The organism is Peribacillus sp. ACCC06369, assembly GCF_030348945.1.
GTDB lineage: Bacteria > Bacillota > Bacilli > Bacillales > DSM-1321 > Peribacillus.
This window is the reverse complement of sequence record NZ_JAUCEN010000002.1, coordinates 1,999,552-2,015,764: the sequence shown is the minus strand read 5'-3', so window position 1 is coordinate 2,015,764 and position 16,213 is coordinate 1,999,552. Positions and strand designations below refer to the sequence as shown.

The following is a 16,213-nucleotide window of genomic DNA, read 5'->3' as shown; positions in this document are numbered from 1 at the left end:
TTTCACAGCTGACGGCTTGTCGTCGCTAGGCACTGAAGCTATCATTTAAATACATTATTTTTAAATGGAATACTTTCCATAGAACTTATTCCACTTTACTGAAATCAGCCTCTTGCAATGGAATCATTTTTGTTCTCTTAAAGATTTTATAGCCTAGAAAAGCCAGGAAAAATAACGGAAGCCCGATATACGAAATTAAAATTCCATACCAGTCAATCTCAGGGCCGAAAAAAGCAGAGTAATTTTGTCCCAGGATAGCCGTTACACATAAAATTGTGGCTAATATCGGACCGAATGGATACCATTTTGATACATAAGGCAAATCTTTCAAATCTCTTCCTTGTGCAATATACGCCTTCCGGAAACGATAATGTGTAATCGAAATTCCTAACCAGGATATAAAGCCGGATAATCCTGCAGCATTTAATAACCAAGTATAAATAGTGCCTTCACCAAAAAGAGAGGTTAGAAAAGCTGCCATCCCAACGATGGTAGAAAAGTACACAGCGTTCACTGGAATGCCGCCTGCATTCACTTTTTTTAGAAACGAAGGGGCTTTTCCTTCTTTCGCAAGCACCCAAAGGACACGAGAAGCTCCGTACATGGCAGAATTGCCTGCAGAAAGAACCGAAGTAAGGATTACCACATTCATAACGGAGGCAGCGATGGCAAGCCCTGCGTTTTGAAAAACTAGAGTGAAGGGACTTACCGCAATATCTTCAATATCCGAGCTTAACAAACGCGGATCATTATAGCTGATTAAAAATCCAATCACAATTATCGCCAAAACATAGAACAAGAGTAGTCTCCAGAAGATTTGCTTAATAGCCTTGGGAATATTTTTGCTTGGGTTTTCACTCTCCCCGGCCGCAATTCCTACTAACTCGGTGCCTTGAAAGGCAAACCCAACCACCATAAAGACGCTTATAACGGATAAAAAGCCTCCTTTAAACGGTGCCTCTCCTTTGGTGATATTTTCAAAACCTACGGCATCCCCTCCCATGATTCCTACAATCATTAATAGCCCTACTGCTATAAAAATGATAATCGTCAAAACCTTTATTATGGCAAACCAGAATTCTGATTCTCCATATCCTTTTACCGATAAAATATTCAGGCCAAATATGATTGCAAGAAATAATGCGCTCCAAATGATGCCCGGAACAGAAGGCAGCCAATATTTCATAATCAGGGAGGAAGCTGCTAATTCAAGAGCGACTACGATTGCATTGTTATACCAATAGTTCCATCCGATCGCAAATCCTAATGCCGGGTCGACAAACCTTGATGTATAGGTACTAAAAGAGCCTGTAATAGGAATAAGGGCAGCCATTTCGGCTAAACTTGTCATCAGAAAGAAAACCATGATTCCGGCAATTATATAGGCAGCTACAGCTCCTCCAGGACCCGCGGTATGAATGATGGAACCGCTTGCTAAAAATAGTCCCGTTCCAATGGTTCCACCGATTGCAATCATGGAAAGATGCCTTGGTTTCAGCTTGCGCTCCAGTTGTTTTTCATCAGTAGCTGCTTGGCCACCGGTTTGTGATGTTTGTGCGATATTTCCCATAAAACACCCCTTCATTAATTTTTAAAGTGAAAAATTTTATTCTCCTGCCGCCATAATTACTGTGTTAATTAAAATATTCGTTCCATAAATAACCTAGATTAAATTTCATATCAGGATGGTGCAGACCAGGCGTTAAATCGCAGCCTAAACCTATCATGGTTGCTGTAATATTAGGATTTTGGGCTGTATATTCACCTCCTTTACATGAATTTTAACTTCATTAAAACTCACTCATTAAACACTTCATAGCTTGAATATAGATTTTCTAATTTTTGCTGATGGGTATGGATCCGTTTTGCGTCTTTATCATGTATGCCTGCAATAACCAAGTCCAATAAGCTAATAACGGAAGCGATTGAATTGGTTCCGGTCTCTGCGTTCTCTTCAGTTGTCAGTGCAATATCAGAGATACGACCAACAGGTGACAGGAGGCGGTCTGTAACTGAGATTAAACAAACTCCTTGTTCTTTGGCGCACTCAGCAACTTTTAATGTTTCATTCGCATATCTTGGAAAGGAAAAAACAACTAAAACAGACTTGTCAGTGAGATTACAAAACTTTTCATAGAAGTCACCTGTTGGTGAACATAAACTTACATTTTCCCTTAATGAACTTAGCGTATAGGAGAACCAATAGGCGGCAGCATGGGAAATCCGATGCCCTGCAATTAATATTTGGTCAGCCTTTATCAGGACATCGACTGCTTTCCATATATCCTGAACGTTCGTATGATCTAATAGATGTCGTAAAATATGTACTTCGTTTTCTATCACTTTGGTAAATGGATCTTGCTTGTCATCCATGCGGAGAATGGCATCCCCATTGGACATATCTATTTGAGTTTGGTGCAGCAGCTGTTTTTGAATTCTGTCCTGCATTTTACTAAACCCTTCAAATCCTAATGAATAGGAAAACCGAATGACCGTTGTTTCACTAACCTCCGCTTTCCGACCAATTTGAAAAGCCGTTTTAAAGGCGGCTTCATCCAAATTTTCAATCAGGTAAGCGGCAACTTTTTTTTGACCTGTCGATAAATGGTGAAATTTTTCTTTCACTAATAATTTAAAAGGAAGATGTTCCATAATATAACTCCTATTCTGATGAATTAAATACTTCTTTATAAAAAAATGTTGAAGTTAATACTTCTATATTTTATACATTATCACAACTAAATTAGAAAAAGAAGAAGTTTTTAGATTTTTTTGATAATTATTAATATCAGTCACGGCAACAAATTTGTCATTAAGATCGTATTAAGTTTTGGAAACCAGATTTTGATTATGATCAAGTTTTTTCCACAAAAAGAGCGTTAATCCATACTGGATCAACACTCCCGCTAGTGCAGTACCATTCAAGGTTGTTTTTTTAGGTTTCCTCTCATTAAAAGTGAAATCTGTTGCTCATCTGTATTTGAAATCTGTTCCAGTTGATTAACGATCAGCTCTTGTCTTTGCAATGGATGGTTTTGACTTAACTTTGCTTTCGTTTCTATTTTATTGATTTTCATTTTAAATCCTTGAACTCCTTTGTTCATGCCAGTGAGAAACACAGGATCTACATCTTGCAAACTGTATGAACTGTCAGGAGCTTCGTACTTCGACACCATATCATGTAGAGAGCTCATTAACTCATGTTCATCCTCTTGCAGTTCGACTTCTCCGTAAACATGAACGGTCACATAATTCCATGTTGGTACGGCATTATTCGTCTCATACCATGATGGGGAGATATAACAATGCGGACCATGAAAAATAGCTAAGACGGTTTGATTTTTGATGTCTTTCCATTGAGGATTAGGACGAGCAAAATGTCCATATAAGTATGAATTATCCTTGTTTAAAATTAATGGTAAATGAGTCGCAAAAGGTATTCCATTATGTTGAGAAAAAAGAGTCACAAAACTATGTTCCCTCATAATATCGAAGGCAAGTTTTTCGTCATTAATTTTAAAATGTGCAGGAATATACATGTTTTTTCTCCACTTAGAATTTTTTCTTATCATTAAGATTTATATAAGATAACCGTTTTTCAACCACAATCCTCATTATTCATGACAACACCCATTACAATTCGATCGTTCCATAAGCTATATGCCATACGATTCATTTCATATTTAGCTATCTGAATTGAACATGCAGTTAGTTTTTCTCTGATACAGCTCCTTTTATTGATACGTGAGCATTTTTGCCTAATATAACAGAAAAGACAACAATCACTGCTATTCCAAGAGTGAAAAATGTGATGGATTCATCTAGAAATACTGTTGCAAATAGAATCATTAAAAATGGTTGTAAGTATTGAATCTGACTAACTCTTGCTATTCCTCCCATAGCCATTCCGCTATACCAAGCAACATATGCTAGAAATTGACTAACCACTGCGAGATAAATTAAACTTACCCAAGCTTGTAAAGGGGCATGGAGCATATCAGTTGTAAGGTTTAGCCCTACTGGAATAATGAAAAATGGAGCACCAATCATAATTGCCCAAGCAATCACTTGCCAGCTACCTATTTCTTTCGCTAATTTCCCCCCTTCTGCATAACTAAGTCCCAGTATAATTACTGCTGCCAATAAAGCTAAATCGGCAAATTGTAATTGTCCGAATCCAAGATGAAGTGCATACATAATGACAGCTAAAGAGCCGATCATACTTGAAACCCAGAATTTGCGAGAAGGGATTTCACCTGCCCTAAACATAGCAAATCCGGCTGTTGATAACGGTAACAGGGCTAATTCCACAGCCCCATGAGAAACAGGCAAGGATTCCATTGCCCAAGAAGTGAGGAGAGGAAATCCTAAAACTGCACCAACAGCAACAATAAGTAGACTTTTAAATTGCCCTGAAGAAGGTAGTTTTTCTTTTCGAACGATCAATACCACAGCTACTAAAATAGCAGCAACAACTGTTCTTCCTAAACCGACGACCGTAGTCCCAAAATACGCTACAGCAATACTTGTAGCAGGGAGCGTTAAGCTAAAACAAATGACACCCACTAATCCCAAAAACAATCCTAATTTCGCTCTGGTTTCTCCCTGCATCTTACCCAACCCCAGTCTTTATATTTTGTATCATATCTGTACCATCGTTTACTTATCTTAAAAACAGTTCTGATATAATTAACATACTATGAGTACTTACAATAAAAATAAACCATTTTTTTACCTATCTGTCCTGGTACAGTTGAAAGGGGATCAATAAATGAACTCAAAATATATTAAGATAATGGAAGAAATTAAGCTTCGACTAGCAGAAGGTTCGCTAATTGCAGGTAGCAAACTCCCTTCTGTTCGTCAGTCATCCGAGTATTTTTCATGTAGCAAAAATACAGTCATTAAAGCATACGCCGAACTTGAAAAGGAGCATTTAATTTATTCTGTTCCTAAAAGCGGCTACTATGTTGTGAATGAATTTCAAAAAGCGACGGAAGAAATGAGGTGATTGATTTCTTGTCTGCAGGTCCAGATAAAAATGTTATGCCTTATGTGGAATTTCAACATTGTATGAATCAAGCAATTGACCAATATAAAGAAGAGCTTTTTACATACTCTGATCAACAAGGGCTTTACTTACTACGAGTACAGTTAGTGAAATATTTGCAAAATTTACAGGTGTTCACTCAACCTGAAAGGCTAGTCGTTGTGTCTGGCTCGCAGCAAGCCCTTAATTTATTGGTTTCTATGCCATTTCCAAATGGGAAAAACAATATTCTGATTGAACAGCCTACTTATTTCGGATTCATTGAGTCCATCAATCTGCATCAAGCTACTACTTTTGGGATTGAATTATCGATGGAAGGGATTGATCTTGATCGTCTGGAATACATTTTTCGAAATAATGATATAAAATTTTTCTATATTATCCCGAGATTTCACAATCCACTTGGACATTCTTACACGAATGGCGAAAAGAAGAAAATCGTTGAGTTAGCTGAAAAATACGATGTGTATATAGTGGAGGATGATATTTTAGGAGACCTTGATCCAAATCCAAAATCAGATCCTTTATTTTCTTTTGATCCTTCTGGGCGAGTGATTTATATTAAAAGCCTTTCGAAAATTTTTCTCCCAGGGTTAAGGATTGGTACTGTCGTTCTTCCTGCATTAATGATTAACAATTTTTTACGATATAAATTCAGTTCGGATTTTAATAGTTCAGCACTTTCTCAAGGTGCGCTAGAAATCTATTTAAAAAGTGGTATGTTTAATAGCCATCTCAAAAAAGTAAAAGAGGTATATCGTACTAAAATGCAACTTCTTCAAGAAGCATGTGAATTATTGCTGCCGGCTAATACTTCTTTTTCCAAACCGACTTCAGGTTTCTATCTATCCATCAGTTTGCCCGAAAATGTGAAAGCAAAACAGGTAGTTCATATGCTAAATGAGCAGCATATATATGTAGATGATGCATCTAGAATGTTTTTAGCTGAATATAAAAAGGAAAATCTCGTTCGTTTAAGTATTTCTCAAGTGAACGAAAGCCAAATTAAACCAGGGGTAGAGCGATTGGCTCACTGTATTGCTTTGATTGACAGTAGAAAAAATCATATTACTCCAAATAACTTTTTACTCATTTAGTATGGGTAAGTTTAAAATTGGGGGTATCATCACAGGATTATGCCGCTTAAGAAATATGATCAAAACGTTTGTTTATGTGACTTAGAAGTTGTGCAATCATTTGAGAGACCCAAATCTACAACTTTTAAATAAAATAAGACCCTCTCAAACCGATGATTTTTGGAGGGGTCTTTTTATTTAACTTGTCTCCGAAGTCTTGAAAACTGCCACGTTATGAAACTAAACTCCCCATATAGTTGCATTAGAAAAAGAGCTGCTGATTTAGCTCCTCAAATCATCATCTTCTTTCAAGCTATGTAACAAAGGGACAGATTAATTGAAGAAGCCGACCAATAAAGAGTCGGCTTTTTTTCATATACTATTTTTAACAGAAACCGCCATACCCTTGAACGGCGCCATAACCGCCACCGTTACCTCCATCACCACCGAAGCAAGCAGCTCCAACAATGATTAAGAGTATAAACAATACAACTATAAATGCGAAACCTCCACCAAATCCACCAACACCGTTATCACAACCACAACTTGATTCATGACCACAACTTGACAATAAAAACATCTCCTTTTTTGTTTAAGGGGGAAAATAATTAAATGGGTTACTCCACCTTATGTTCTAATTAAGATAATGACACAATAATACCCAAAAACTTATGCGAAATTCACATTCCTTTTATTGACCATCCTTACGAACTGAAATCACCTGACACGGAATCGACCATATCTTCATGAGCCGATTCTTACGGTTTTCGGTCGTTCGATTTGGCGGCAGCAGCCGTAATTGGTATAGGAAGGAACCTACGGAATGTAGGCGAAGCATCATACAGGTAGTCGTTATCTCATCATTTAATGCCGAAGCGACACGTAAAGAATGTAAGGAAGCGGTTTTTTCCTTACTTTACAGTCTGTAGTGCCAAGAAGGAAGTTCAATAAGAAAAAGCGTCCATACTTTCTTGTAGAGACGCCCCATTGTTAAAAATTTAAATGGTAACAAACAAAATTAACCAATCGTTCAAGTCGTGTATTCTTAAAACAAGAAACTATTTATTCCATCATCTTCCTCATATTCTGTATCTCAATATTAATCTTCCGTATTTGCTTGTCAATTTCATCAATTTGAAGGTCAGTGGCTCCCTGTTTTCTTTTTTCCAACAGTTCATCTCGTAATCTTTTTAAAAAAACCACTCTACCTAACAAGCCCATCTCATACCCACCTTTGTTTATAAATTTCTTTAACCAAAGAGGACTAATTTAAATTTGTTAACTTTCTGGACCAGTGCCTCAAATGAATGTTCATTTCCCCATTCATTTTTCCTTTATAACTAACCACTTCAATAAAACTCATTTCTGAGCTATAGTCAGACATAACAGAAGGTATTTTAATAAATATAATTGGTAATGGAAAAAAAAGCAATTGACATGTCAGGTTAAGTAACATAGTTTCAATGACCATAATAATCAACTAATATATTTTCTGGTTTAACTAGTACGATGACAAATAATATCGACCGAGGATAGCTTTCCTTCTGATTTTTTCTTATCATGGAATGCTCTAAGCTTTTTGTTTCTTGAACTCCTTATGCCGCAAAATAAGGCAAGATACAAGCAATTGTAGAACAACCTCCAAAATAATTATCTTTCTTCATATGTAAATATTGATATTAAAAAAACTCATAACAGTTTCCTATGAAGTATAAATTACTACCCATGGAGATCTGTAATGAGCTATTAACCTCTCTTTTTTACTTTAAAAATGGCATTTATTCATTTTCGGGTATTTCAATCCTTTTAACATCGCCTACAATGAAGATGTATGATAAAGCTCCAATTAAGGCAACTACACCTACGAAAACGATAGCCCCATTAAATGAATTAGTTGCGCTCAAAATTATTCCAATGACGATAGGCGTAACAATTGCTGATAAGTTTCCTGCAAAATTAAATATCCCGCCTGCTAATCCGACTAGCTCTTTTGGAGCCATATCCGAAACCAGAGTCCATGTAATGGCTGACATTCCTTGTGAAAAGAATGCGAACGACATAACCGCGATAACCAAAGCAATAGACGTTGTATAGTTGGCCAGTATAATTGTACAAGCACCCAACAATCCAAGGATAATTGGGGTTTTACGTGCAACACCAACGGATACTCCACGTTTTACCATTTTATCTGACCAATAACCACCTACAAGCACTCCAATCCCTGCCGCAATGTATGGAATAGAACCAACAAAGCCAGCTTTTAGCAAAGTAATCCCTTTTTCTTGAACAAGATAGCTTGGAAACCAGGTGAGAAAGAAGTACAGAGTTGATGCAACGGCAAATTGTCCAATATAGATACCCCAGAATTGACGATGCTTAAAAAGATGCCGTGCCTTTGACCAATTAATTTTTTGACCTTGACCAGCGCTTTCGGCGAGTCCGCCTCCTTCACGTATATAATCCATTTCTTCCTTGTTTATATACTTACTGTCCTTCGGATCCTTGTAAAACTTGTACCAAACTAAAGCAAAAATCAATCCAATTATACCTGTTACTATAAAGATTGAATGCCAGCCGAAAGAGGACAATAGCCAAAATAGTAAAGGAGTCGCGATTGCTAACCCTACATATTCACCTGCTGTGTATACCCCAGTAGCTAGCGCACGTTCCCGTTGTGGAAACCAAGAGGCGACAACACGGCTGTTTGCAGGAAAGGCAGGTGATTCTGCAAATCCAAGGCCAAGACGAAGTCCGAATAAGGTCCCAAAGTTTTTGGCAAATCCTTGAGTGAGAGTAAACAGTGAAAATAATATAAGAGAGATGCCATATACCACCCGAGGGCCAAAACGATCGGTAAGCCATCCTCCGGGAACTTGCATGAACGCATACGTCCAACCAAAAGCAGATAGAATTAGACCTAACATAGCTGGATCTAATCCCAAATCATCTTGAATAGCAGAAGCGGCTACAGCCATATTCGTACGGTCAAGGTAATTTATTGCAGTTCCAAAAAACAAAAGGGCAAGAATCATAAATCTGGCACGAGATGGTTTTCTATGTTTAATGGATATAGATACATTTTCATTTTCCACTTTCAATGGTTCGCTCATAGTAACTCCTCCTTAAGATTTTCTTTTTTTAAAACCTGAAGTCTTCCCTTCTGCTGGTTTATCCTATATTCTCATTTTTGGGTCATAACCATCTTGAACTTAATATAATCAAAAATTGTAAGGATCTTAAATAATGGATCAAATTTATTGCTGTTTTTATGAATTAATTTAGGACGCTCAAATATAACGCTTACATTCCTAGAAATGAATCGTTTAACCTTGAGCCTAGCTAATAAGGACACCCATCATCAATTTTAAATTTAATAAACATCTTGGTTTACAGAAGCAGCTACTGCCATGTTTATACGGTAAAGATAATTAATCTCACTTCCCAACAATAGCTCATCAATTTTAAATCTAGCCGGTGATGGTTTCTTTTTTTAGTGGGAATATGTACATGTCATTTCCCGTTTTTCATAAGTTGACTCAAATTATCCCTTTTCACCACAATTTAGTTAAAATAGAAAGCTGAGGATAACACCCCTAACTGTGTTACAGTTAGCCCTAATTCTTGCTGTAGAGAGAACTACCACAGACAGGTTCTCTCGTTCCATATAGTTGATAGTGGTCGCACAACCATTTTACATTTCCCCAGAGGCTGTGATTAAAACACATTTATTATGAAAAGCCACCAAATATGGCAGCTTTCACTAATTACTTCAATTGTTCAATTATTTCAGCACCATAAGAGTTGTCGATTATGCAGAGCCATGTACCACTGGAATCCTTTTTAAATCAATATGTCGCGCTTCTTTCCATGGAGAATTCGACTGACTTGTTCAGGTTCAAGATTTTGTATTCAACCTCTCGCAAATGAGGACCCTCTTATACTACTGGATATTCGACTGCATTGTTGTCGTATCAATCTCTTAAGATTTTAATAAAAGATGAATTTCCCACCATTATTTTTCATCTAAAATACATAGAATCAATATGTCAGTTGTTGTTTCCATTGTTCTAGTGAGGCAAGCAAGTTAGGCATTCCTTCCTGACCAAAATATTCCAAAGAAACAAAGCCTGTATAATTTCGCTTTCTCAATTCTTCGAGTAAGCGAATATTGTCAACATCCCCACTAAAAATGGGTGCCGGCTTGTTTTTATAACGCTCTTTATGATTGTAGTGATAATTTTTTAAATGTACATGGCTGACATGAGGGAAAATGGATTCCAATACCTCTTTCGGATTCAATTGATCAACGTATAAGTTTGCTCCATCGAAAATCAGTTTTATCCGTGGATGGTTGATATCTTCTAAAAGCTTATGTATGGCTTCGAGGTTATCAGCAAAGGAGTCATAGTGAATTTCTATTGCAACATCCACTCCATAGAGATCTGCCATTTGCCCTAATTTATTTAATTCGGTAGCCGTTTCCGACCATTGCTCTGGTGAGGCATTCCTTGATGCTATATGCCCAGCGAACGTCCGTATTAATGGGCAGTTTAATTGATGGGCCATATCTAACAATGTTCTTGCTTGATTGATTTCGTTTTGATGTTCTTTTTGGTTCCAGAGTTTCGAAAAAGTCGTATATCCACTAATGGAAGGTATTTGTAAATCATTTTTTTCAAGTAATTGGACTAATTTGTCCAGTGGTCCGTGCTTCTCCTGATATCGTTCTATATGTTTATTCCATAATTCAAGTCCTTTAACATCCGCTTGCAACGGATGCAGCCAATTTATTATTTCCTCTATATCCCACTCTTTAAATCCTGTAGTGCATAAACTCAGTTTCAATGTAATTCCGCCTTTCTCCTTTTATTTTTTCATTCAGTGATTTCTATACGCCTGACTTTTCCTAGAAGAAAGATATAAGCAAAAGCACCAATAAGGGCCACTACGGATATGAAGGTTAGCGCTGCGGCATAAGAATGGGTCGCACTAATGATTAAACCGACGATTAACGGTGATAATGCCCCGCCAATATTAGCTACAAAATATAGTGAGGAACCCGTTAGGCCTACCATTCCTTTCGGGGCAATATCAGCTAAAAGAGCACCGGTAACCGTTGATGCCATCCCCTGTCCAAAGAATGCTATCGCCATAAAGGTGATGACCATGTTTGGTGAATCCGTATAATTCCCCCCGAGGATCAAACAAGAAAGTAACAATCCGACAATAATAGGCAGTTTACGGGCCATTCCGGTTGATAACCCGCGTATTATCATCCAATCGGAACATCGGCCGCCAATGAGTGTTCCTAGTATCGCGACAATGTATGGGATACTGGCATAAATTCCGGTTTTTAACATTGTCATTCCCTTTTCATCAATCAAATAGGATGGAAACCAAGTCATAAAGAAAAACAAAGTAGTTTGAATGGAAAATTGCCCGATGAACATTCCCCAGATTTGACGGTGTTTAAGCAGTTGGCCCATTCGTTTCCAGGAGAACGGATGCTTCTCTTCAGTTCCTATCATCCCTCCGCCTTCTTTGATATAATTTAGCTCTTCTTGAGAAATCCACTTATGTTCCCTTGGGTTCCGATAGAATCCATACCAAACAAATCCAATAAGAATCCCTATAATTCCGGCGATATAAAAAAGGTAATTCCAGCCAAATGTTATGATAATCCAAGTAAAAACTGGAGTCAGGAAGGCTAACCCAATATATTGGGTACCCGTATAAATCCCTACAGCTGTAGCCCGTTCTTTTTTAGGAAACCACTCGGATACACACCAGGCATTTGTAGGAATGGAAGGAGATTCAAATGCACCGAGTCCTATGCGATATGCAACCAGTGATGATATACTTTTCGCGGTTCCTACCATGAATGTAAATACAGACCAAAAAATCAAGGAAACCGTGTATACCTTTCTAGGACCAAATCTATCAAGAAAGTAGCCGCTAAATAACATGGAAAAGGTATAACTCCAGCCAAAAACGGAAAATATGATTCCCATTAAAGCCGGATCTATTTGTAAATCGGCTTGAATATTCGGAGCCGCAAGCGAAATGATGGCACGGTCGATGTAATTAATGCAAGTGACTAAAGCAATTAGAAATAAGATAAACCATCGAACAGTTTTCTGTTTTCCTTTTATTGATCTGTCAGTTTCCAGTTCCGATGTGCAATCTTCTATTATTGCCTTTAATTCTGAGCTCAATATTTCCCCCCCTAACCTAATACCCAACACTAGTACATCGTTCTACTAATTTTATTGAAATTATATAAATGCTTGTATATTTCCTGCAATCACTTAGCAACCTGAGTTTAATATTTTCAAGAGCAGCTCCTAAGAACTTAGAATAGCAGATTCCCCTTATTGCAAAGTTAAACAACTAAGGGGAAGTATTCCGAATTGTGAATCATTTCTTTAGTTAGTTACAGCCTTCTCTGATTCTACCTCTTCATTATCCTCCTTGACTACCCTGTCAAAAGATCCATATTTCTCTTGGACAAGAAGATAACCGATTGCTGCGATGATACTTGGAAGGGCAAATGTAGCAAAAGCCATCTTTGGATTCATGCCTGTTGACAGAAGAAAGGCAATTAAAGTAGGAGCGAGGATTGAGCCAATCCTGCCTATAGCTTGCGAATAGCCCATCCCCGTCGTACGGATCTCACGGGGGTAATATTCTGTGATATACGGATTGGCCAAGTTCATGGCACCTACAGTGCAGGCACCCCCCACGAAGATCAGTAAATATACTCCGACGGTATTAGTCGTAGCGCTCAATGCGACAAAGGTAACGGCCCCTATCAAGAATAGTGTAACAAGAATTTTACGATGTCCCATTTTTCCAGCATAATAACCGCCTACTAAGGAACCTCCAATTTGACCAAGGCATAAAACCAGGTTAAATGAAAGGCTCGAGGTGATACTGAATCCGGAATCCTGCATCATTTTTGGAAGCCATGTATTTAATCCGTAAGCCATCATCAATGTACAGAACACAGCCACCCATATTGAAATCGTACTGAATGCCCGTTTGTTCGTGAAGAGTTTTTTTACTGGAGATCCTTTCCCCATCTGTACAGCTTCATTAAGCCTGAAATCGTCTGTTTCCTTAAAATCCCCTTCTGGTTTGACTTTATTGAGGATTTCAACAACCTTACCAATTTCCTTCTTTGCTAAATAGTAGGAAAGGGATTCAGGAAACTGCTTCATGAAAATTGGAAGTGTAAGTAATGGGAGAATTCCAATAAAGTACAATACACGCCAATCCGTATAAGGAACGATATACATTCCTACTAACGATGCCATGATTCCACCGATTGAATAGCCACAATACATCGCAGCTACAATGATGGCCCGATTTTGTTTTGGGGAATATTCAGTCATTAGCGATATAACATTCGGCATCAAGGCACCCATGCCAATTGCAGCAATGAAGCGCATGACGGTGAACCATGTGAGGTTGGGTGCAATCCCTGCCCCCAAGGTAAATAAGCTGAACAAAATCATACAAATAACGAGAACATTTTTCCGGCCATATTTATCTGCAATCGGTGCTAAAATCAGGGCCCCCATCATCATGCCAAATAAGGAATAACTGCCGACTGCCCCTGCCTGAATGGAAGTTAAATTCCACTCTTCCATCATCCATGGCAAGCCCACACCATACATCGCAATATCATACCCGTCGAATGCGATGGCATAAAAGCACCAAAGAAAAACAAGTAAATGAAAGCGGTTAAATTTACTGACAGCAATAATATCCGAAGCAACTACACTACGCATTTTCCGCCTCCCATCCTTTTAAAAAATGTCCGTTCGAATGTTTTTTCCGAGTTCCAATACAGGAACTCGGAAAAATCTAAAAAATCAGATAATATATACTAAGATTGTTCATTAGCAAACTATTTCAATTTCATTACCCACTTAGGCACTTTCGTTTAAAAGGATCAATCCCGGTTATATATAATTTTGAAAAGATTCATGGGTATATATGAACAAACACTTTTTTCAAGATTCTTGTCTGCATATTCTTAGGGATGATTAGTTTTTCACGACAGCTTTATTGAAAACAGGTTTATCTTGTAATCTAAGTTCAAAATCTAAATGAGCTGTATAATATTCATTTTTCAATCCTTTTTCAGCACCGGAATGTTTTTGTAACTTTGTAATTAAGCTTCCGCGAACACCTTGTGCAACATCATTTTCTAAATATTCGTCGCCTTCAAAATAAATTTGTGTTACTAATCTATCGCCATTTTCCGGTTGGAATAACAGGTGCAAATGTGCTGGACGAAATGAATGATGATCAATCCACTTTAAGAACTGACCAGAAGGTCCATCTGTTGGAATTGAGTAATTACCCGGTACAACTGTTTTAATTTCGAAATTACCATTCGCATCCGTATAAAAAACACCACGTAGATTATCATTTGGAATTCCTTCGGCGAAGTATGAGTATTCACCATTAGTATCGGCCTGCCACATATCTATTTTTGTATTTGCCAACGGGTTTCCATTTACATCTTTCACAGATCCTGAAAAGTAAAGGGCGTCACCTGGTTCATTTTCACGTTGTGGCAGCACTCCAGGATTTTGAACGACTGGCGTATTTTCAATGTAATATGGTCCTAGAATAGTAGGTTCAGTTCCTTTTACACTTTTATACATTTCTTGAAGTGCATGAGTTTCAAAGAAAACATCCATAAACAACGGAATTTCCCCTGCCCTTCCTAATTGATCCATCCAATCAACAAGAGCTTGATAGTCATTATGATCAATTTCGTATTCACTGACTAATTCCTTGAATTTAACTACCAATCCATTATAAACGTCGATTACTTTTTGATTCTTCATAATAATTCCTCCAATTTTTATAAGTTTTTATATCTGTTTATTTTCAATAATCGTACTGATTCCCAATCCACCTGCTATACATAGTGTGATTAGCCCATATCTTTTTCCGGTTCTTTCTAGCTCATGTATCAATTTGGTTGCTAAAATTGCACCAGTGGCACCAATTGGATGTCCCATGGCAATGGCACCGCCGTTAGGGTTCACCTTATTCATATCAAGGTTCAATTCTTTGATCACTGCCAAAGCTTGTGCAGAAAAGGCTTCGTTCAGTTCTATTAAATCAATATCATTCAGTTTCAACCCTGACTTTTGAAGCGCTTTCAAGGTAGAGTCAACAGGCCCCAGCCCCATGAAATTCGGTGATACGCCTGCTACAGCTTGAGCAATCACTCTTGCTTTCGGCTTTTTACCACTCCTTTTGGCTACTTCTTCCGACATAAGTATCAGAGCGGATGCACCATCATTCCTTCCACTACTATTTCCTGCGGTTACCGTTCCATTTTTTTTGAAAACCGGTTTTAAACTAGCCAACTTTTCCAGACTGGTTTCTCTTGGGTGCTCATCCACATTAAATTCCATTAACCCCTTTTTCGTTTTAATTTGATAGGGAACGATTTCTTTCGAAAATATTTCCGTAGAAATTGCCCGTCTTGCATTTTCCTGGCTCCTTAAAGCAAATTCATCTTGTTCAGTCCTTGAAATGGAATATTTTTCAGCCAGATTTTCTGCTGTCATTCCCATCGTTAACATACCGTAATCTTCTATGGGCTGTGAACCTGGCTGGCTTTCCGTATTCGGGTCCAATAACTGTCCATTGCCTGATTTCAACCCAAAACGGATATTTCTCATATAGTATGGAGCCGTGCTCATTGATTCCGCTCCACCTGCAATGATTACATCTCCAAATCCGCATTGTATTTGTTGACTGGCAGAATTGATCGCCTGGATGCCGGATCCGCATTGTCGGTGAACAGTATAACCTGGTACTTCCACAGGGAAGCCTGCCCTGAGCGATGCAACCCTTGCCAAATTTGACGCGTCTGAACTTTGTTTGGCTTGTCCCATAATCACTTCATCAATACTCTCTTTAGGAATATCCGCTCTCTTGATAACTTCATCAAGGACAGCGGCTGCCAGGAAATCGGCAGGAACATTTTCCAATGCTCCCCCTAATTTCCCTATAGCGGTGCGAACCGAGTCTATAATAACTACATTGCTCAACT

At 38.0% G+C, this 16,213-nt stretch carries 13 protein-coding genes and 1 pseudogene; 2 read left to right on the top strand and 12 right to left on the bottom strand.

What is annotated here, in order from left to right:
* Positions 1-85 precede the first annotated feature (85 nt).
* From QUF78_RS10750 to QUF78_RS10735, 4 genes are all read right to left on the bottom strand, one after another.
* Entirely contained in the window at positions 86-1,570 is a 1,485-nt protein-coding gene (locus QUF78_RS10750) for an amino acid permease (RefSeq protein WP_289324632.1), read from the bottom strand.
* A gap of 227 nt (positions 1,571-1,797) precedes the next feature.
* The gene (locus tag QUF78_RS10745) at positions 1,798-2,652 is read right to left on the bottom strand and encodes a MurR/RpiR family transcriptional regulator (protein WP_289324631.1); all 855 of its coding nucleotides are present in this window, start codon (positions 2,650-2,652) and stop codon (positions 1,798-1,800) included.
* 269 nt (positions 2,653-2,921) lie between these two features.
* Positions 2,922-3,539, bottom strand: coding sequence for an FMN-binding negative transcriptional regulator (locus tag QUF78_RS10740; protein WP_289324630.1), 618 nt, complete (start codon positions 3,537-3,539; stop codon positions 2,922-2,924).
* 169 nt (positions 3,540-3,708) lie between these two features.
* Positions 3,709-4,611 carry a DMT family transporter gene (locus QUF78_RS10735; RefSeq protein ID WP_289324629.1) on the bottom strand — a complete coding sequence of 301 codons (903 nt, stop codon included), beginning with the start codon at positions 4,609-4,611 and terminating at the stop codon, positions 3,709-3,711.
* A gap of 160 nt (positions 4,612-4,771) precedes the next feature.
* Between QUF78_RS10735 and QUF78_RS10730 the strand changes: the two are divergent.
* Positions 4,772-6,147 (top strand): annotated as a pseudogene (locus tag QUF78_RS10730) (aminotransferase-like domain-containing protein).
* A 364-nt stretch (positions 6,148-6,511) separates the two neighbouring features.
* Here QUF78_RS10730 and QUF78_RS10725 read toward each other — a convergent pair.
* Complete coding sequence (locus QUF78_RS10725) at positions 6,512-6,697, bottom strand: YjcZ family sporulation protein (RefSeq protein WP_289324628.1); 186 nt, start codon at positions 6,695-6,697, stop codon at positions 6,512-6,514.
* A 175-nt stretch (positions 6,698-6,872) separates the two neighbouring features.
* Here QUF78_RS10725 and QUF78_RS10720 point away from each other — a divergent pair, with 175 nt between their 5' ends.
* Positions 6,873-7,055: a hypothetical protein gene (locus QUF78_RS10720; protein WP_289324627.1), complete on the top strand. Its 183-nt coding sequence runs from the start codon at positions 6,873-6,875 to the stop codon at positions 7,053-7,055.
* A gap of 133 nt (positions 7,056-7,188) precedes the next feature.
* Here the strand turns inward: QUF78_RS10720 and QUF78_RS10715 are convergent, their stop codons facing one another.
* From QUF78_RS10715 to QUF78_RS10685, 7 genes are all read right to left on the bottom strand, one after another.
* A complete protein-coding gene (locus QUF78_RS10715) occupies positions 7,189-7,347 on the bottom strand; it encodes a hypothetical protein (protein ID WP_156324934.1) in 159 nt (52 codons plus the stop codon).
* 557 nt (positions 7,348-7,904) lie between these two features.
* Positions 7,905-9,224 (bottom strand): MFS transporter, encoded by a 1,320-nt coding sequence (locus QUF78_RS10710; protein ID WP_483313885.1) that lies wholly within the window; start codon positions 9,222-9,224, stop codon positions 7,905-7,907.
* A 940-nt stretch (positions 9,225-10,164) separates the two neighbouring features.
* Positions 10,165-10,971, bottom strand: a complete 807-nt coding sequence (locus QUF78_RS10705) for a sugar phosphate isomerase/epimerase family protein (RefSeq protein ID WP_289324625.1) — start codon at positions 10,969-10,971, stop codon at positions 10,165-10,167.
* Positions 10,972-11,000: 29 nt separating this feature from the next.
* Positions 11,001-12,341 (bottom strand): MFS transporter, encoded by a 1,341-nt coding sequence (locus tag QUF78_RS10700; RefSeq protein WP_289324624.1) that lies wholly within the window; start codon positions 12,339-12,341, stop codon positions 11,001-11,003.
* Positions 12,342-12,551: 210 nt separating this feature from the next.
* Positions 12,552-13,919, bottom strand: a complete 1,368-nt coding sequence (locus QUF78_RS10695) for an MFS transporter (RefSeq protein ID WP_289324623.1) — start codon at positions 13,917-13,919, stop codon at positions 12,552-12,554.
* Between the two features lie 258 nt (positions 13,920-14,177).
* Positions 14,178-14,990 (bottom strand): dioxygenase family protein, encoded by an 813-nt coding sequence (locus QUF78_RS10690; protein WP_289324622.1) that lies wholly within the window; start codon positions 14,988-14,990, stop codon positions 14,178-14,180.
* Between the two features lie 27 nt (positions 14,991-15,017).
* Complete coding sequence (locus QUF78_RS10685; protein ID WP_289324621.1) at positions 15,018-16,211, bottom strand: thiolase family protein; 1,194 nt, start codon at positions 16,209-16,211, stop codon at positions 15,018-15,020.
* Positions 16,212-16,213 lie beyond the last annotated feature (2 nt).

What these genes read in the sequence shown, in the direction of transcription:
- QUF78_RS10750 (WP_289324632.1), bottom strand. Translation starts at nt 1,570, where the DNA reads ATGGGAAATATCGCACAAACATCACAAACCGGTGGCCAAGCAGCTACT.
- QUF78_RS10745 (WP_289324631.1), bottom strand. Translation starts at nt 2,652, where the DNA reads ATGGAACATCTTCCTTTTAAATTATTAGTGAAAGAAAAATTTCACCAT.
- QUF78_RS10740 (WP_289324630.1), bottom strand. Translation starts at nt 3,539, where the DNA reads ATGTATATTCCTGCACATTTTAAAATTAATGACGAAAAACTTGCCTTC.
- QUF78_RS10735 (WP_289324629.1), bottom strand. Translation starts at nt 4,611, where the DNA reads ATGCAGGGAGAAACCAGAGCGAAATTAGGATTGTTTTTGGGATTAGTG.
- QUF78_RS10720 (WP_289324627.1), top strand. Translation starts at nt 6,873, where the DNA reads ATGAGCCGATTCTTACGGTTTTCGGTCGTTCGATTTGGCGGCAGCAGC.
- QUF78_RS10715 (WP_156324934.1), bottom strand. Translation starts at nt 7,347, where the DNA reads ATGGGCTTGTTAGGTAGAGTGGTTTTTTTAAAAAGATTACGAGATGAA.
- QUF78_RS10695 (WP_289324623.1), bottom strand. Translation starts at nt 13,919, where the DNA reads ATGCGTAGTGTAGTTGCTTCGGATATTATTGCTGTCAGTAAATTTAAC.
- QUF78_RS10690 (WP_289324622.1), bottom strand. Translation starts at nt 14,990, where the DNA reads ATGAAGAATCAAAAAGTAATCGACGTTTATAATGGATTGGTAGTTAAA.